This is a genomic window from Bacillus sp. 2CMS4F, assembly GCF_023161785.1.
Classification (GTDB): domain Bacteria; phylum Bacillota; class Bacilli; order Bacillales; family Bacillaceae; genus Bacillus; species Bacillus halotolerans.
On record NZ_JALNTO010000003.1, the window covers coordinates 203949 to 223130 of the forward strand.

At 47.1% G+C, this 19182-nt stretch carries 16 protein-coding genes; 6 read left to right on the plus strand and 10 right to left on the minus strand.

Features of this window, described 5'->3' with window-relative positions; genetic code table 11:
* Positions 1-65: 65 nt before the first annotated feature.
* The 7 genes from MTN95_RS07755 to glnK form a co-directional block, all read right to left on the minus strand.
* Complete coding sequence (locus MTN95_RS07755) at positions 66-767, minus strand: FadR/GntR family transcriptional regulator (RefSeq protein ID WP_059292040.1); 702 nt, start codon at positions 765-767, stop codon at positions 66-68.
* 69 nt (positions 768-836) lie between these two features.
* A complete protein-coding gene (gudD, locus tag MTN95_RS07760; protein WP_248337597.1) occupies positions 837-2204 on the minus strand; it encodes a glucarate dehydratase in 1368 nt (455 codons plus the stop codon).
* 36 nt (positions 2205-2240) lie between these two features.
* Complete coding sequence (gene gudP / locus MTN95_RS07765) at positions 2241-3608, minus strand: glucarate transporter GudP (protein ID WP_105991809.1); 1368 nt, start codon at positions 3606-3608, stop codon at positions 2241-2243.
* Positions 3609-3693: 85 nt separating this feature from the next.
* Positions 3694-5160: an alpha-ketoglutaric semialdehyde dehydrogenase GucD gene (gene gucD / locus MTN95_RS07770; protein ID WP_248337599.1), complete on the minus strand. Its 1467-nt coding sequence runs from the start codon at positions 5158-5160 to the stop codon at positions 3694-3696.
* Positions 5161-5192: 32 nt separating this feature from the next.
* Positions 5193-6119: a 5-dehydro-4-deoxyglucarate dehydratase gene (kdgD, locus tag MTN95_RS07775; protein WP_059292043.1), complete on the minus strand. Its 927-nt coding sequence runs from the start codon at positions 6117-6119 to the stop codon at positions 5193-5195.
* Positions 6120-6333: 214 nt separating this feature from the next.
* On the minus strand, positions 6334-7278 hold the full coding sequence (glnL, locus tag MTN95_RS07780; RefSeq protein ID WP_105955422.1) for a glutamine utilization two-component system response regulator GlnL: 945 nt from the start codon (positions 7276-7278) through the stop codon (positions 6334-6336).
* Between the two features lie 9 nt (positions 7279-7287).
* Positions 7288-8520, minus strand: coding sequence for a two-component system sensor histidine kinase GlnK (gene glnK / locus MTN95_RS07785; protein WP_248337710.1), 1233 nt, complete (start codon positions 8518-8520; stop codon positions 7288-7290).
* A gap of 302 nt (positions 8521-8822) precedes the next feature.
* Here glnK and MTN95_RS07790 point away from each other — a divergent pair, with 302 nt between their 5' ends.
* The 4 genes from MTN95_RS07790 (at position 8823) to mmuP (ending at position 13874) form a co-directional block, all read left to right on the plus strand.
* Complete coding sequence (locus tag MTN95_RS07790) at positions 8823-9806, plus strand: glutaminase (RefSeq protein WP_024120081.1); 984 nt, start codon at positions 8823-8825, stop codon at positions 9804-9806.
* 21 nt (positions 9807-9827) lie between these two features.
* Positions 9828-11264, plus strand: a complete 1437-nt coding sequence (locus tag MTN95_RS07795) for an alanine/glycine:cation symporter family protein (protein WP_044162103.1) — start codon at positions 9828-9830, stop codon at positions 11262-11264.
* A 127-nt stretch (positions 11265-11391) separates the two neighbouring features.
* Positions 11392-12339: a homocysteine S-methyltransferase gene (gene mmuM / locus MTN95_RS07800; RefSeq protein WP_248337601.1), complete on the plus strand. Its 948-nt coding sequence runs from the start codon at positions 11392-11394 to the stop codon at positions 12337-12339.
* 122 nt (positions 12340-12461) lie between these two features.
* Positions 12462-13874, plus strand: coding sequence for an S-methylmethionine permease (mmuP, locus tag MTN95_RS07805; RefSeq protein ID WP_101860213.1), 1413 nt, complete (start codon positions 12462-12464; stop codon positions 13872-13874).
* 35 nt (positions 13875-13909) lie between these two features.
* Here mmuP and MTN95_RS07810 read toward each other — a convergent pair whose 3' ends face one another.
* From MTN95_RS07810 to gamR, 3 genes are all read right to left on the minus strand, one after another.
* On the minus strand, positions 13910-14977 hold the full coding sequence (locus MTN95_RS07810) for a branched-chain amino acid aminotransferase (protein ID WP_248337603.1): 1068 nt from the start codon (positions 14975-14977) through the stop codon (positions 13910-13912).
* Between the two features lie 234 nt (positions 14978-15211).
* On the minus strand, positions 15212-15487 hold the full coding sequence (locus MTN95_RS07815; RefSeq protein ID WP_227599076.1) for a DUF1648 domain-containing protein: 276 nt from the start codon (positions 15485-15487) through the stop codon (positions 15212-15214).
* Between the two features lie 61 nt (positions 15488-15548).
* On the minus strand, positions 15549-16256 hold the full coding sequence (gene gamR, locus MTN95_RS07820; RefSeq protein WP_248337605.1) for a transcriptional regulator GamR: 708 nt from the start codon (positions 16254-16256) through the stop codon (positions 15549-15551).
* A gap of 217 nt (positions 16257-16473) precedes the next feature.
* On the opposite strand from gamR, the gene nagB reads away from it, so the two are divergent.
* The gene (gene nagB, locus MTN95_RS07825) at positions 16474-17223 is read left to right on the plus strand and encodes a glucosamine-6-phosphate deaminase (RefSeq protein ID WP_248337607.1); all 750 of its coding nucleotides are present in this window, start codon (positions 16474-16476) and stop codon (positions 17221-17223) included.
* 21 nt (positions 17224-17244) lie between these two features.
* On the plus strand, positions 17245-19140 hold the full coding sequence (ptsG, locus tag MTN95_RS07830; protein ID WP_248337609.1) for a glucose-specific PTS transporter subunit IIBC: 1896 nt from the start codon (positions 17245-17247) through the stop codon (positions 19138-19140).
* Positions 19141-19182 lie beyond the last annotated feature (42 nt).

A 19182-nucleotide genomic window follows, 5' to 3' on the forward strand; every position in this document is an offset into this window, starting at 1 on the left:
CGCTTTCTGATTTTGGTTTAAAAAAAGCCGCAAATCCCGATTTCAAACTGCGGCTGTCATAACAATTATGTTTCGTCTATCCCATTCAAAATTTTGTCACGGACAAATTTCAAATGCTCATACATGTGGTAATGAGCCTGGTAAGGATCTCTTTTGGCAAGGGCGTCGTAGATTTTTTTGTGGTATTCAACCGTAACATCCCTTTCCCTGTACGGAATCTGGCTGTCGATTTTCGCATGTGTGATCAGCAAAGATTGAATCATTCCTTCAACAACGGGATTATTAGCGCTTAATGCAATAATTCGGTGAAATTCTTTATCTGCTTCTCCATAATTGTTGTCAGTGCTGCTGGCGATGTCGTCGATTGTTTTCTGTAAACGCTTAAGCTCATCTTCATTTATCTTTTCCGCGGCAATCGTCACCAGCCCGAGTTCTAACGCCATCCGCGCTTCAATAATGGCCGGAAGATTATCAGTCGCCAAAGCAAGCATGACGGAAAAAGGCTGCATCCCGATTTTGTCGTTGAAATACGTGCCGCCGCGGGTTTTTCTCGTGATAACGCCCAGCGTCTCTAGTGAGCTAAGCGCTTCGCGAAGCACCGGTCTGCTGACATGTAAGATATCCATTAGCTCCATTTCCGTCGGCAATTTGTCTCCGGCCTTTAATTGTCCGCTTGACAGTAAATGGACAATCCGTTCAATGACCTGCTTGGCTAATGTTTTCCGATTGACTGTATCCACCTTCAGATCTTCTAAACCTTCGTACACGAACAACTCTCCCTTCAGTTGTTCAATTGTAAGACAAAATATTCGTTATGACAATATTTAGAATAAAACTTATCTCACCAGACACGGGCGCTTGCGGTCAAATTCCCAATTGCTGATTAGAAACTGCATAGGGATTGCATCGTTCCGTGCGCCTAAATTCATTTTTCGATAAAGATCATGCGCTTTTTCCACTTGTTCCATATCAATGTCGATGCCAAGCCCAGGCTTATCAGGCACCTTCACACAGCCATCAGCAATTTCTAAAGGCTGTTTGGTTAAACGCTGACCGTCCTGCCAGATCCAATGGGTATCAATCGCCGTGATGCGTCTCGGAGCTGCGGCCGCCACATGGGTAAACATGGCAAGGGAAATGTCAAAATGATTATTGGAGTGCGAGCCCCACGTCAGCCCCCAATCATGGCACATCTGTGCAACCCGCACCGAACCCTGCATCGTCCAGAAATGGGGATCAGCCAGCGGAATATCGACCGCATGCAGCTGAATCGCGTGCCCCATTTCCCGCCAGTCAGTCGCAATCATATTTGTCGCTGTCGGCAGGCCTGTCGCGCGGCGGAACTCAGCCATCACTTCACGTGCGGAATAACCGTTTTCCGACCCGCACGGATCTTCGGCATAAGCAAGTACATCCTGCTTTCCTCTGCATAATGTAACAGCTTCTTCTAGTGGCCAAGCCCCGTTCGGATCAAGGGTAATTCTCGCCTCAGGAAAACGTTTTGATAACGCGGTGACGGCCTCCATTTCTTCCTCGCCCCGCAATACGCCGCCTTTCAGCTTGAAATCTTGGAAGCCGTAGCGCTCTTGCGCCGCTTCTGCAAGACGTACAACGGCCTCAGGAGTCAGCGCTTCCTCATGGCGGAGGCGGAACCACTCGCAATCTGACTGCTGATTACTTTGATACGGCAATGTCGTCCGCTTTCGGTCACCAATGTAAAATAGATAACCGAGCATCTTGACCTCATCCCGCTGCTGTCCTTCTCCAAGCAAAGCCGCAACCGGTTCATTGAGAAATTTGCCGAGCACATCTAACAAAGCGGCTTCTAAAGCCGTGACCACATGCACCGCAGTGCGCAAATCAAATGTCTGGATTCCGCGGCCTCCCCTGTCCTGGTCCGCAAACTGCTTTCTGACTGTTTGCAAAATCGACTGGTACGCGCCGATCGATTTTCCGACAACAAGCGGCTCTGCAAGCTCCAGTGTGCGGCGGATCGCTTCCCCGCCCGGCACCTCGCCGACACCCTGATTCCCGCTGCTGTCCGTTAAGACGACAAGATTTCGGGTGAAAAATGGGCTGTGGGCGCCGCTTAAATTCAGCAGCATACTGTCATGCCCCGCGACTGGAATGACTCTCATTTCAGCAATTGATGGAATATTCGATCTTTTTTCTTTTTGAACCTGTTCCTGTATTGGTGAACTCATCTGTCATCCTCCTTTGATAAAGCGCTTTCATAAGTATTAGACAGGCAGTGATTGATCGGGGTCTTGCTCTTGTTTCTTTAATACGACTCGTTTGATCGGCCCGACCAGCAGCAAATAGCTGAGGACTGCTGCAATCGCATTAGCGCCGACAAAAACGAGCGCGCCATTAAAAGATCCTGTAGCATTCACGATGTAGCCGATAATAATCGGAGTCGTAATCGAGGCGATGTTTCCGAATGTGTTGAACAAACCGCCGCTTAATCCTGCACACTCTTTTGGCGACGTGTCCGACACGACAGCCCAGCCCAAGGCGCCAAAGCCTTTTCCGAAGAACGCGAGTGACATGATTACAACGACGAGCCACGCTGAATCTGTATAGTTGCAGATAATCATGCTGCAAGACAGCAGCATGCCGACAATGATCGGTCCTTTTCTCGCAAAGGTGAGAGAACGGCCTTTTTTCAATAAAAAATCAGACACGATGCCTCCAAGCACGCCGCCCGCAAATCCGCACAGCGCCGGGAGGGAAGCCACAAATCCCGCTTCAAGAATGGACATTCCGCGGGCCTGAACCAAATATACCGGAAACCATGTGAGAAAGAAATAGGTGAGAGTCGTAATGCAATATTGCGCGATGTACACGCCAATCAGCATGCGGTTGGTTAATAATTGTTTGATATACGGCCATTTTGATTCTTTTTCCTGCTTGCTTTGACTGTCATCCATTGAAATCAGCCCGCCGCCTTCTTCAATGTACGCAAGCTCTGCTTTGTTGACCTTTGGATGTTTTTTCGGTTCATATACCGTTTTTAACCAGATAAAAGCCAGTAGGATTCCCGCGGCCCCCATCACCACGAAGACGGAATGCCAGCCAAAAGAGTGGGTGAGCCAGCCCATTAAAGGAGAAAAAATGACGATTGCGAAGTATTGAGCTGAGTTAAAAAAGGCTGAAGCTGTACCGCGTTCGGAGCTCGGGAACCAGGAAGCAACCACTCTGCCGTTTCCGGGAAATGAAGGCGCCTCAGAAAGCCCGACTAAAAAGCGCAGCGCGAACAGCAGGATAATCGCTGTGCCAGCGGTAAAAAATCCAATCGCCCCTTGCAGCAGCGTAAAAAATGACCAGAAAAAGATGCTTAACGCAATAACCGTTTTTGAGCCAAATCGATCCAGCAGCCAGCCTCCGGGAAGCTGTCCGATGACATAGGCCCAGCCGAATGCAGAAAAAACATACCCCATGGCAACCGAATCCAGTCCAAGGTCATGCTGGACGGAATCACCTGTAATCGAAAGCGTCGCACGATCTGCGTAGTTAATAGACGTCACAAGAAACAGCATAAATACGATGAACCAGCGTACAGATGTTTTTTTGCCCGCCGGCGAAACATTCGCATGGTCTTTTTTCATAATATCTTCTCCTTTGTCAAAGTAGAGAATCATATGCTGGCGGTGATAAGGCTTGGAAAGAGACAAGCGCCTCTTTCCAGCACCTTTACTGCTTCACAAATACGGTTTTGATCGCCGTGAAGAAGTCCTTCGCGGCCTCACCCTGTTCGCGGGAGTGGGAGCTTGATTGCTTCATGCCGCCAAATGGCGCCTGAAGCTCAACCCCTGCGCTTTCCGCGTTGACCCTGACAAGCCCGGCTTCAATCTCATCAACGAATGAAAACATACGGCCGATGTTTTGCGTAAAAATAGATGCACTTAATCCGAACTTCACATCATTGGCGATGTCTAAAGCCTCCTCCATCGTGTCCACCTTTAACAGAGCGATGACCGGTCCGAAAATTTCCTCCTGGGCAATCGTCATGTCAGATGTCACGTTGTCAAATATGGCAGGCTGCACATAATATCCGTTTTGATACTTTCCATCCTCCAGCTTTTCTCCTCCGATCAAAAGAGAAGCGCCCTCCTGCTTGCCTTTTTCAAAATATGACAGACAGTTATCAAGCTGATTTTTGCTTGCGATCGGTCCCATCCAAACGTTTTCGTTCAAGCTGTCTCCGATCGTAATCTCCTTTGTGCGCTGCAGCAGTTTTTCTTTAAAGCGGTCGTAAATTCCGCTTTGGACAATGACACGGCTTGTTGCGGTGCACTTCTGGCCTGTTGAACGGAAAGCGCCTGTCACCACGGCTTCTGCTGCCGCTTCAAGATCAGCATCGTCCGCTACGATCACCGGGTTTTTCCCGCCCATTTCAAGCTGATATTTGGCGCCTCTCGCTAAAGCGGCTTGCCCGATGATTTTCCCAACCTGATTCGAACCCGTGAACGTAATGGCATTGACCCCGTCATGTTCGGCAATGCCTTGGCCGACAACTGACCCTTGGCCAGTCACCAAATTGATGACTCCCGCCGGAAGTCCCGCTTCTTCAAAACAAGCGATGATCTTCGCACATGTAACGGCAGTTTCTGTTGCGGGTTTGATGACAATAGTATTGCCGTACACCAGTGCCGGCGCCATTTTCCAAATCGGGATCGCTACCGGGAAGTTCCACGGCGAAATCACGCCGACGACACCAAGCGGGACACGGGTTGTAAACATCAGTGCGTCTTTGTCAGTAGACGGGATGACATCGCCTGTTTTGCGCATGCCCTCGCCGGCGTAATAGCGAAGAATCGCAATGCCGCGAGCGGTTTCTCCTTTTGCTTCCGGCAGGGTTTTTCCCATTTCACGCGTCGCACATGCGGCGATGTCCTCTAAGCGCTGCTCCATGATATCAGCTGTTTTGTACAGCAATTGGCCCCGTTCTGCACCCGTCAGCTTTCTCCATCCCGTTTTTGCCTCATTAGCGGCGGCGACGGCCCGGTCCACATCATCAGCCGTTGAACTCTGCACATAGCCGACGATGTCATTCACATCCGCAGGATTTTCCGACTTGATCATGTCGCCTGATTGAGCTTTGACCCACTCTCCATTAATAAAATTGAGATATGTGTTTTTTTCCGTGATTACAGACATGCCCATTGCCCCTTTCATGCTTTTTATGTTTGTCAAACCGTCGCGGCCTTCTTCGGGAAACGATCCGCCGCTTGCTTCAAAATGGCTTCCAATTGCTGATAGTGTTCTTTTTCAACCGGTCCGACAGGCGGTCTGGCTGTATTTCTCACATTCATCCCCATAATCTCCATGCCGGCTTTGATCAAGGACACCGCATACCCTTTCCGCTGCTTCCGAATATCGTTGATCGGCAGAATGACATGCTGATAGAGTTCCTTCACTGCATCGTTGTTTCCGTTTTTCAAAGCTTCATAGAACATCCGGGAAATATGCGGAATATAATTCGAAATGGCTGAAGAATAAGAGTGAAAACCGATTGGCAGGTAGGACGGCATCGTCACTTCAGCCATCGGCATTCCGTTAAGCCATCCCAAGCGGTCACCGATTGTATAGGCGAGGTTGATATTCAAATCCATGTTCCCCACCCCGTCTTTCACACCAACAAGCTGTTCAAGCTCCGTCAGCCGCTTGATCTGTTCAAGAGAAAATACGGCGTTGTCGCGCTGATACAGAATGGCATTCAAGTCCGTGCTTTCAATAATCGTTTTGGCGTACTGATACAGCCCCTCCTGTTCGCCATGCACCAAATACGGAGGAAGGATCAAATAGCCGTCAGCGCCTTTTTTCTCCGATATACGCGCCCAATCAAGCGCGGTGCTGAGGTTGCCGCCCACTCCCGTATAGACCGGGACCTTTCCTCCCGCTGCCGAAACTGCGACTTCGACCATGTTTTCGTATTCTTTCTGGCTAAGGGACTGAAATTCCCCTGAACCGCAGGCGATAAAAATCGCTTCCAAGCCTTCTTCGAGCAAAAACTCGATATTTTGAAACAGAGCTTCTTCCTCCAGCTTTCCTTGTGTATTAAAAGGCGCAACCGGAAAACCTAAAATCCCTTCAGGTGCTTTTCTTATACGGCTCATGTACAAAACCTCCTGTCATTTGTGTAAACAGCTCATTTGAAAGCGCTTTAAAATCATGTGATTGCATATCCTCTCCTTTCAACATATTCTTTTGTTTAATTGTAAGACAAATAAACAATAAGTCAATAACTTTATTTTCAGACTTTTCATAAAAACGCTGAAAGCCCCCGTTTTTCCGCATAAAAAAAACAGCCGCTGCTAGCCGGCTGTTTTTTCACATACTTCTTTCTTTCATCGTTTCGTTCAAAAGCTTTGCTTCCAAAAAAAATACGTGGATAAATTTTTTCATATTCACTCTGGCAGGTGCGAGGGGTTTTGCCTCTTTGGATTGAATTTCTTTCATTTTTTGGCTGACGACCGGAAAATCAAAGAATTTTGATGCGTAGGTTTCGAATTTAGGATTCGAAAAATCAGTTGTGCCCAATGAGGCAAAATGGTCCAGCGAATGGATAATGGCTCTGCGGATTCGCTGTTCCGAGGCTTTCACTTCGCGGTTGATTTCCGTTTGTGATGCCGCAGCTCCAAGCTTTCGTTCCGCTACTTGTGTGAAGATTTGTTTTAAAGAAGGGATATTTTTTTCGTAAGGTTCAGATTGTTCATGCTCAGTTAAATACTGAAGGACCGCCATCATATCATGAGCGCCGCCTTCCCCCATCATGCCGAGCTCGGATAGCAAGAACGTTCCCGCTTCTTTTAAGCTGTTGTCATTTTTATACTGAGACCGTGCTTTCCGTTCGGTTCGGCTGACCAGCCGGCTTAAAGAGTTTTGGATATCTCCGATCGAGTTTTCAAGCTCGATCCGTTCCTTCACCTTTTGCAGAACAGTCACAATTTCAATACGGTTAATTGGTTTATGAATAAAATATTCAATGCCGAGAGAATACGCTTCTCCGACCATTTCTTTAGCTTCCACTTGTGAGATCATTACGATTTTCCCGGAATAAGAGTCCTTGATCCGGCGTATGGTCTCAATTCCATCACGCCCGGGCATTAATAAATCGATTAACAAAATATCAATCTGCTTAAATTGCAATATATGCCCTTCCACTTGGCTTCCGTCTTCCGCTTCACCCGCAGCCTCTCCAAGGTCCTCATCCTCTATGATCTGCCTTAAAATCGACCGCACCGCGCGGTCATCATCAGCGATAAAAAAACGCATATTATCCGTTCATCCTTTCTGAATCAAATGTCTGGCAGGCAGCCTGATGGTAAAGATCACTCCTTGCTGCTGGTTGTGAAACTTGATGTCTCCCTCAAGCTCTGTCACGATTTCCTTGACGTAGGAAAGCCCAATTCCGGTTGAGGGCGTGCCAAACTTGTCATACGTTGAGGTAAAGCCCGGATCAAACACAATATCTCCGATTTTCTCCGAAATGCCGGGACCATTGTCTTCCACCTGAAATTCTATCATACTCTCATCTGGCTTACGGAGCCTCAGGCTGACTGTTCCCTCATCCCTCATTGCCTCCACCGCGTTTGCCGTCAAATTATTAATGATAGAAAGAACAATAAATACATGATAATCGTCATGCTCACCCTCTATTGAACAATGAAAATTGATCTGTTTGCCCAATGATTCAGCGTACTTTTCATTCATTCGTATGACAAGCCGGAAAAGGTCCGAGGCATTCATATAATCTTTAAAACTTTCATTAGAAATCAGTTTCGAAAGCCCGGCATATATCCTCTGGTTGTCCTTTTTCACTTCATGAATTTCCCCTGCCAGCCTTAAAATCCTGCCGCCGAGCTGATCGTCCTTGCCGTTCACTTCCCGGTAGAGCTGATAGGATTCATTTGTCACGTGCTCTGTCGTTTTCAGCGTCTTTTTTAAATGCACTGTTTCTTCATATAAATTCGACACAATCATCAGCATGTGCTCATTTTGCCGCCTTGTCTGCTTTTCTCTGGACTGCGTTTCATACAGCTTCAGCACGTTAAAAAAGCTGATGACAATAAATGTATGAGAAATCGCAACGACCGCGATATCCGTTATTTTCTCAGGCGTCACCACCGTATGAAAAATAAGAAACTGAACGGCCAGTTCGACGCTATCGGAAGCAATTTCAATCATAAATCCATAAAAACCGAGCATAACCGGCCGATCACGATAGCGGTTCGCCCGCAACACATAAAACAGACATGCAAACGTCATGTAAAAGAAAAAGCCGGACGCTTGATCATACAGGATTGGAATCAGTCCTGCGTGTCTTCCGTCCCATAATTCCAATAAGACACGAAATACGAAAACCGATGTTCCAGTCAAAAATCCCGGCAATACAGCGGACACATGCCGCAGCAGCACTAAGAAAAAGAAAAAAGCCGGCGCGCCGAAGCTGATTCGGAACTCTTCATTGAGGGGATAAAATTTCAGTTCGCCTGCAAGCGGCACAGTAACGAGCATGAGCGCCATTATATATGCGTCTTTCTCAAAAAAACGTTCCAGTTTGATTATGATCACATCCTCATTTTTTATTTTGAGGAAAGGACAAAAAACCTGCAAATTTCTTTCGACCCAGTATGTAAGCTTTTTATAAAACCAACGGCTTATTTTCAAAAAATTTTTGTCGTATTTTGTATGATTCTGTAGTCTCCATTATAAAGTTATGATACCTTTCCGCATTCTTGAAAGCGTTTAACGCCTCGCCTGTCTTCGATTTTACTCCGCCTCAGTCCCCAATAGCAAAAACAGATAGGAGGAATTTGATGAAAGAACTGATAAAAGAACGCCCGGAAGAAAAGAATCTGGCGTCACAGCTGTATGAATGGGTAGAACATTACCGCCCCTTTGCCGCCAATGGACAAAGCGCAAATTATATCCCCGCGTTAGGAAAAGTTAATGACTCACAGCTCGGCATTTGTATATTGGAGCCTAATGGAGCAATGATACATGCCGGCGATTGGAACGTCCCTTTTACCCTGCAAAGCATTTCAAAAGTCATCAGCTTTATCGCTGCGTGCATGAGCCGCGGCATTCCCTATGTGCTTGACCGCGTCGATGTCGAGCCGACAGGTGACGCCTTTAATTCAATTATCCGTCTTGAAATGCACAAGCCCGGAAAACCGTTTAACCCTATGATTAACGCTGGCGCCATTACAATCGCCTCGCTTCTTCCGGGAGAGACAGCCCGCGATAGGCTGGAGTATCTGTACTCTGTCATTGAAACATTAATAGGGAAACGGCCCAGAATACATGAGGAAGTTTTCCGGTCTGAATGGGAAACCGCCCACCGTAACAGAGCACTGGCTTACTACTTAAAAGAGACAAACTTTTTAGAAGCCGATGTGGAAGAAACGCTGGAGGTTTACCTGAAGCAATGCGCTATGGAAGGCACGACAGAAGACATTGCATTGATCGGCCTGATCCTTGCTCATGACGGTTATCACCCGATTCACCGCCAGCAGGTGATTCCAAAGGATGTGGCAAAGCTCGCCAAGGCTTTAATGCTGACATGCGGCATGTATAACGCCTCCGGAAAATATGCGGCGTTTGTCGGGGTACCGGCCAAAAGCGGTGTCTCCGGCGGCATCATGGCGCTGGTTCCTCCAAGCGCCAGAAGAGAGCAGCCTTTCCAAAACGGATGCGGCATCGGCATTTACGGGCCTGCCATTGATGAATACGGCAACAGCCTGACTGGCGGCATGCTGCTGAAGCACATCGCACAGGAGTGGGAACTCAGCATTTTTTAAAATAAAAAACGAGGTGATTGTATGCAGCAATTCCTGGAACATATCGTCGGTTTCGCTAATGATTTTTTGTGGTCAAAGCTATTAATTGTATTGCTTCTTTCTTTGGGAATCTATTTTACGTTCAGGCTTAAATTTTTGCAGGTTCGCATGCTGAAGGAAATGGTCAGGGTGTTAAAGGAAGGCGCTGCATCCCGGTCGAAAAACAGCATCTCTCCGTTTCAAGCGTTTTGTATCAGCATGGCAGCCCGTGTCGGCACTGGAAACATTACGGGTATTGCCATTGCGATTGCGCTGGGCGGGCCCGGTGCGATTTTCTGGATGTGGATTATTGCCATTATCGGGTCAGCGTCAAGCTTTGTCGAAAGTACACTGGCTCAAATTTATAAGGTGAAAGATGCAAACGGCTTCCGCGGCGGTCCTGCTTATTATATGGAAAAAGGACTGAACAAAAGATGGATGGGCGCCTTGTTCGCCGTTTTAATCACGCTGTCGTTCGGTATCGTCTTTAACTCGGTTCAATCAAATACGGTCAGTCTCGCGTTTGAAAACGCGTTCGGCACAAACCGCCTGACACTTGGACTCATTTTAATTGCTGTGTTTGGAACGATTATCTTTGGCGGAGTCAAACGCATCGCAAAACTGGCTGAATATATTGTTGTTGTTTTGGCTGTCCTGTATATCGGAGTCGCTTTTTTCGTGATTCTCACAAACATCACCCAGCTTCCTGCCGTTTTTGCGCTTATTGTCAAAAACGCGTTTGGATTTGACCAGGCGGCCGGCGGCGCTTTGGGAGCGGCTTTAATGCAAGGTGTCAGACGGGGGATTTTTTCAAACGAAGCGGGAATGGGAAGCGCACCGAATGCCGCTGCCACCGCGACGACAAGCCATCCTGTAAAACAAGGGCTGATCCAGGCATTTGGTGTGCTTACTGATACGCTGGTCATTTGTACAAGCACGGCCTTTATCATCCTGTTTTCAGACGCCTATCATACACCGGGACTGAGCGGAATCGCCTTAACTCAAGCCTCTCTCAGCTCCCATATCGGACCATGGGCATCAGGCTTTCTCGCCATCCTGATCCTCTTATTTGGATTCTGTGCCTTGATCGGCAACTATTATTATGGCGAAACCAATATCGGCTTTTTGAACAAAAGCAAAAAACTGATCTTCGTTTACCGCATCGGCGTGCTTGCAATGATCGTGTTTGGCTGTGTAGCCAAGGTGCAGCTTGTATGGGATTTGGCCGATTTGTTTATGGGCTTGATGGTCGTCGTCAACTTAATCGCCATTTTCTTATTGTCGAAGGTGGTTTTTGCGGCTCTCAAGGACTATACCCGGCAGAAAAAAGCGGGCAAAGATCCCGTTTTTTATAAAAATGTCATAAAAGATCATGAGCGGATTGAATGCTGGGAGCTTTCAGAAACGCCTGCTGATCCTCATAACAAACAAATATCATAACGCAGAAGGTGTTCAGATCAATGGAATCTGAACACCTTTTATCTTTCGGTTGATTGACAAACATCAAGACGTCCTTTACCATTTTCATATCTTTTCAAAAAATCAGAAAGAAGGATCGAAACAGCCTATGAATCCAATTCAGCATCTATTAGATACATACCCGCTTATCGTGTTAGACGGCGCGATGGCAACCGAGCTTGAACGCAAAGGCTGCAACTTGAATGACAGTCTCTGGTCGGCAAAAATTCTGATGGAGCAGCCGGACCTGATTAAACAAGTTCATACTGATTATTTTGCGGCAGGCGCCGACTGTGCGATCACCGCCAGCTATCAGTCTACGTTTGAAGGCTTTGCCGCACGCGGGCTCAGCGAAGCGGAAGCCCGCCGGCTTATCCAGATGTCCGTCAGCATCGCGGCCGAAGCCCGTGATGAATTTTGGGCACAGAAAGGTAACCGCTTGAATCGGCCAAAACCGATCGTTGCGGCCTCTGTCGGCCCGTATGGCGCCTATCTTGCGGATGGCTCCGAGTATCGCGGAAACTACGGAATCTCTGAGGATGAGCTGGCTGAATTTCACCGCCCCCGTATGAAAGCCCTGATTGACGCCGGTGCGGATGTTTTGGCATGTGAAACGATTCCATGTCTTACTGAGGCAAAAGCAATTGTCCGTCTGCTGAAGGAATTTCCTGAAACATATGCGTGGTTCAGCTTCAGCGCGAAAGACGGTCTGCATATCAGTGACGGAACCCCTGCCGCTGAATGCGCGTCATGGCTTGATCAGCACAGCCAAGCGGCGGCGGTCGGGATCAACTGCACTCCGCTTCAGCATATCCCTTCATTGATTGCTGAGCTAAAGAAGAACACTTCTAAACCGATTATCGTCTATCCGAATTCAGGCGAACAGTATGATCCGGACACCAAAACGTGGAACGGCGCAGCATGCGGCGAGCCTTACGGACAAAGCGCCCGCATCTGGTATGAAAACGGAGCAAAGCTGATTGGCGGCTGCTGCCGGACAAAACCGGAGGATATTAAAGAAATCGCCGGCTGGGCCCGGACTTTAAAAACCACTTGACTTATCGGAATAGTTTGTATATTCTAACCTAAAAGCCAGCTTGCCGGAATCTCGTGTCACCCGCTGACATGAGATTTTTTATTAGGAAGCCATCAAATCGCCGTATAGAAAGTTGGAAAAAGATGAAATCCGCTCACAACAAGAATGAGACAAACTTTCAGAGAAGTATGAAAAGCAGACACCTCTTTATGCTTTCATTAGGAGGCGTCATCGGAACCGGTCTGTTCTTAAGTTCAGGCTATACCATACAGCAAGCAGGCCCTGCCGGAACCATCCTTGCGTACTTAGTCGGCGCGGGAATTGTCTATTTGGTCATGCTGTGCCTTGGCGAATTGTCTGTAGCCATGCCAGTGACAGGCGCGTTTCATACCTATGCAGCAACATACATAGGGCCGGGCACAGGTTTTACGGTCGCCTGGCTGTACTGGCTCACATGGGCCGTTGCATTGGGATCTGAGTTCACAGCGGCAGGCCTGCTAATGCAGCGCTGGTTCCCCGATACGTCTGTTTGGATGTGGAGCGCCGTTTTTGCTTTGTTGATTTTCTTGCTCAACGCGTTTTCAGTTAAGTTTTTCGCTGAATCAGAGTTTTGGTTTTCCAGCATTAAAGTATTAGCCATCGTATTATTTATTCTTTTAGGCGGCGCCGCTATGTTCGGCATCATCCCGATCAAAGACGGGGGCGCCGCTCCGATGCTGTCAAACTTCACAGCGGAAGGCGGGCTCTTTCCGAATGGATTTGTCCCCATTTTCATGACCATGCTGTCTGTCAACTTTGCCTTCTCGGGAACTGAGCTGATCGGAATTGCCGCGGGTGAAAGCGTCGATCCCGACAAGACCATACCAAAAGCGATTAAAACAACGGTCTGGCGCCTCTCACTCTTTTTTATTGGAACCATTTTTGTACTCTCAGGGCTGATTCCGATTCAAGAAGCGGGCGTTATCAAAAGCCCATTCGTTGCAGTCTTTGACAGAGTCGGTGTACCATACGCAGCTGACATCATGAACTTTGTCATTCTGACAGCCATCCTGTCAGCCGCTAATTCCGGACTTTACGCTTCGTCCCGTATGCTTTGGTCACTGTCAAAAGAACAGACGCTTCACCCAACATTTGCAAAGCTGACATCAAAGGGAATCCCGCTAAACGCGCTGGTGTTCAGCATGATTGGCGGCATCCTGTCATTACTGTCCAGCGTATTTGCGCCAGACACGGTGTACGTTATACTCGTGTCGATTTCCGGCTTTGCCGTCGTTGTCGTTTGGATGGGCATCGCCGCTTCTCAATTCATGTTCAGAAAACGGTATCTGGAAGCGGGAAACAAGGTCACAGATTTAAAATACCGAACGCCTTGGTACCCATTTGTGCCGATTGCCGCATTTCTTTTATGTCTGGCATCCGTGATTGGCATTGCCTTTGATCCGAATCAAAGAATCGCGTTATATTGCGGTGTGCCGTTTATGGCCATCTGCTATGCGGTGTATTACACGAAAAACCGCAAAAGCCGTCCGGCCGCTGATATGACCCATTCAAAATAAAAGAACCTGCCCCAAGGCAGGTTCTTTTTCTATCCTCATACTTCCACTGTCCAACGAAACGGATCTTTCACTTTTCCAAGCTGAATATCGGTTATCGTTTGATACAGCTTTTTTGAGATTTCTCCTATTTGCCTGTCGTTCACAATCACCGTTCTTCCATGAATATTGAGTTCGCCGACAGGCGTAACAACTGCAGCCGTACCTGTGCCGAATACCTCTGTCAATTCTCCTCGTGCGGAGGCTGCATAGATATCATCGATCGATATCCTTTCTTCCCGGACCGGGATGCCCCAGCTTCGGATCAGCTCAATAGCAGAAGCTCGTGTAATCCCGCTCAAAATACTTCCGCTTAATGCAGGAGTCACAACTTCTCCATTTATGACGAAAAAGATATTCATACTCCCTACTTCTTCCGCGTATTTCTTTTCAATGGCATCCAGCCACAGCACCTGATCATAGCCTAATTCATTCGCCTTCTGCTGCGCCTGAAGACTCGCCGCGTAATTTCCTGACGTCTTGGCATTTCCGACTCCGCCATTAACTGCCCGCACAAACTCATCTTCCACATAGATGTTAATCGGCTGCAGCTGATCGCCATAGTAAGAGCCGACAGGCGAAAGCACGATCATAAATGTATAGTTTTTTGACGCCTTTACACCGAGACTCGGTTCAGTGGCAATAACAAACGGACGAATATACAGCGACGTTCCCTTTTCCCTCGGAACCCACTCTTTTTCCAGCTCGACCAATTGCGTCAGTGCCTCCAGCACCAGCTCTTCGTCTAAAGGAGGCATACTCATTCGCTGACATGATCTGTTCAGCCTTTTCATATTTTGCTCCGGCCTGAACAGCAGCACCCTGCCATCTTCAGTTCTGTATGCTTTCAAACCTTCAAAAACAGCCTGGCCGTAATGGAAAACAGAAGAGGACGGATCGAGCATAATCGGTGCATAAGGAGTAAGTCTTGGACGATGCCAGCCCTTTTCCTCCTCATAATCCATCACAAACATATAATCTGTAAAGTATTTGCCGAACCCTAAGGATGAAGGGTCTGGTTTTTCCTTCTTTGATGTGATTTTCTCTCGTTCAATAAGCTTGTTCACTGATAAGCACACCTTTCTAGATGAATTTGTTTAAATTTTCTGTCAATTTTGAGCTGCAAATCGGTAATGCCTTTCTTTTTTACAGGCGGTTTTCCGTTCTCATTTGATATAAGAGGGCTCAAATACAAATGTCAGAATATTCTTTATCGTCTTCGGCTATTATACACTACATTTAGTGTAAGATGAAGGTGAAGTTATAGAAAAAACAGCCAGAGATTTTTCCGGCTGTTTTCGTTAAACTGCTAAAAACAAAATGACAGCATGACCAATCAGCAGAATATAAACCGCGATCCCTAACTGCCAGTTGACCTTCCGCGCCAATGCAAAAACAATCATCAAGGCCGGCAAAATAGCTGTTCCAGCCAGCTTGTTGACCGTCAAATCCGGGCTGTTCGTTACATCATAATGAATCGGCATATCTGCCGGAAGAAAAGGATAAAACACCATAGAGAGTATGACAGCCGCAAAGACAGACCCCCACACCACTTTCTCATTCATCAATAGAAACATAGAACCAGTCCTCCTCATCACTTCCTAAAACAATAAAGCGTTTTCTTTATCTCCCATTGCTTTACAATTGATATGACTGTTCTACGGTGAATTTCGTTCGGTCTCCTCGTGTAATAATTTGTGCATATTCTACTACTTCTTCATTTTTGTCATAGGTGAGGGATTCCGATAAAAATGCAGGCGCTCCAACATTGGTTAACAGGTGCCCGCTGATCGTTTCATCCGTTAAAATCGGTTCGATCGATTCCGTCCCCCTGCTGATTTCGATATTGTATTTTGTTCTTAATAATTCAAACAGAGATCCGGTGCACTCTTCCTGCACCAGCCCCGGTGCCGCTTTCCAAGGTATATATGAGGTATGGTATTGCAAAGGCTCACCCTCGGCGTATCTGACTCTGACAAGCTTGTTGACAGGCTCATTCTCTTTCATTTTCAGCAGCTCGGCTATGGAATGATCGGCAGGGATCACCACAAGTTCAAGCACTTTTGACTCAGAACGCAGCCCTCTCATTTGTTCTGCAAAACTCGTAATCTTATGCGGAATCGGCGTTTGGATTTTAGCTGCCGATACAAATGTTCCTTTTCCCTGGATTCTCTGAATATATCCTTCAAGCTCAAGCTGCTGCAAAGCCAGCCTTACAGTTGTTCTGCTGACATCATATTGCTCGCAAAACTCGCTCTCTGTCGGCAGCTGATCATTCGCCTGATATTTGCCCGACTTGATTAATTCAATGATTTTAAATTTGATAACAGAATATAAAGCTGCCATTTCATCCTCCCCATTCTGTATGTAAACCGATCTTTTTGAATGAAACCATAATACCATCTGCTTTCCTATTTTGAAAGATTTGTACTTCCTTTTGTAACAAATTTTCAGAAAATAACGTTGACAATTTTATGGCGATGGTGCTAAATTCGTAATGACAAATATCATAAATTGATCATAACAAATATGGTGCTTGTCTATTTCATTGAGGGGGTGTCAGATGAAGATTATCGTTGCTGATCATTATGAAGATCTCTGTAAGTTAAGCGCTAACATGATTAAGGAATATGTACAGGCAAAGAAAGATGCCGTTCTTGGCCTGGCTACCGGCAGCACGCCGATCGGCTTGTACAAACAGCTCATTTCAGACTATCAGGCAGGCGAAATTGATTTTTCAAAGGTTATAACATTTAATTTGGATGAATACGCAGGCCTGTCTCCATCTCATCCACAAAGTTATAACAAATTTATGCACGAGCATCTTTTTCAGCATATCAATGTTCAGCCTGACCATGTTCATATCCCGCAAGGAGACAATCCCCAGCTTGAGGCTGAGTGCAAAGTGTATGAGGAACTTATCCGCCAGGCGGGAGGCATTGATGTGCAAATCCTTGGCATCGGCTCGAATGGCCATATTGGCTTTAATGAACCCGGCTCTGATTTTGAGGACCGGACACGAATCGTCAGGCTGTCTGAAAGCACGATACAGGCAAATGCCAGATTTTTCGGCGGCGATCCTGTACTTGTGCCGAGGCTTGCCGTTTCAATGGGCATCAAAACGATCATGGAATTCAGTAAACACATTGTGTTATTAGCAAATGGCGAGGAAAAAGCGGACGCGATCCAAAAAATGGCTGAAGGCCCTGTGACGCCGGACGTACCGGCCTCAATTCTTCAAAAACACAATCATGTAACCGTTATCGCCGATCAAAAAGCAGCTCAAAAACTGAAGAACTTATCATCCTTATAAAACAAATAGAAGGAGACTGTTATGTTTAAAAAGGCATTTCAAATTCTGCAACAGCTCGGCCGCGCTTTGATGACTCCGGTTGCCGTCCTGCCGGCAGCCGGCCTGCTGCTCCGTTTCGGTGACAAGGATTTACTTAACATTCCTATTATAAAGGATGCAGGCGGCGTTGTATTCGATAACCTGCCGCTGATTTTTGCCGTAGGTGTCGCGATTGGTTTAGCTGGCGGCGAAGGAGTGGCCGGACTTGCCGCTGTCATCGGATACTTGATTTTAACCGTCACGCTGGATAACATGGGAAAATTACTCGGCCTTCAGCCTCCTTATGAAGGGGCCGAGCATCTGATTGATATGGGGGTATTCGGCGGCATTATCATCGGGCTGCTTGCCGCATATTTGTACAAGCGTTTTTCATCAATAGAGCTGCATCCCGTTCTTGGATTTTTCTCAGGAAAACGATTTGTCCCGATTATTACTTCGGTCAGTTCATTGGTCATCGGTGTTATTTTCTCATTTGTTTGGCCGCTAATTCAAAACGGAATAAACGCCGCCAGCAGCTTAATTGCCGATTCAACGGTCGGCCTGTTCTTTTATGCGACAATCTATCGCTTACTGATTCCTTTTGGACTGCATCATATTTTTTATACACCTTTCTATTTTATGATGGGCGAATACACAGATCCATCAACAGGCAATACCGTAACCGGCGATCTGACAAGATTTTTCGCCGGAGACCCGACTGCGGGACGTTTTATGATGGGCGATTTCCCTTACATGATTTTCTGTCTGCCGGCAATCGCGCTTGCCATCATCCATACCGCGCGGCCCGAAAAAAAGAAAATGATTTCCGGCGTCATGATTTCAGCAGCGCTTACGTCTATGCTCACTGGAATTACAGAGCCAGTTGAATTTGCTTTCTTGTTCGTCGCGCCTGTGCTTTATTTAATAAACTCTATTCTTGCCGGCGTCATCTTTGTCGTGTGTGATCTGTTCCATGTCCGTCACGGCTACACCTTCTCCGGCGGCGGAATTGACTATGTGCTGAATTACGGGCTTTCGACAAAGGGCTGGGTCGTCATTCCTGTCGGGATCGTCTTCACCTTTATTTATTACTATTTGTTCCGTTATGCGATTTTGAAATGGAATCTGAAAACACCCGGCCGTGAAGCAGATGAAGGTGATCAAAGTGAAGCCAAATCTCCTGTTTCAAAAGACCAGCTCGCCTTCCACGTATTGCAGGCGCTGGGCGGCCAGCAAAATATCGCCAACCTCGACGCATGTATTACAAGGCTGCGTGTCACCGTTCATCAGCCAAGCCAAGTAAACAAAGACGAACTAAAGCAGCTTGGGGCGGTCGGTGTGTTAGAAGTGAACAACAACTTCCAAGCGATTTTCGGCACAAAGTCAGATGCTTTAAAAGATGATATCAAAACGATTATAGCTGGAGGTGTCCCGGCTGCCGCCGCGGCGCTTGATGCTGAAGCCGAGACCCAGCAGGAGCCTCCTGCCGAAGAGTCTTTTATATATCCGGTACAAGGAGAAAAACTCTCCCTATCCGACGTGCCTGACCAGGTATTTTCAGAAAAAATGATGGGTGAGGGTTTTGCGATTGATCCAACAGAAGGAAAAGTCGTTGCCCCCGCTGACGGCGAGATTGTATCGATATTTCCGACAAAGCACGCCATTGGCTTTACAAGCGCTGGCGGCACGGAAATGTTGATTCATGTCGGCATTGATACGGTGAAGCTGAACGGAGAAGGCTTTGAAGCTCATGTCACGAGCGGCCAAACCGTCAAACAAGGCGAACTGCTTCTAACCTTTGATCTGAATTACATTAAGCAGCATGCCGCTTCCGCCATAACGCCTATTATTTTCACAAATGTATCTGAGGAACAAATGAACCGTATGAACATGAAGTAAAAAGTCCCCCTGACGAGGGGGGACTTTTTATCCAACATAATG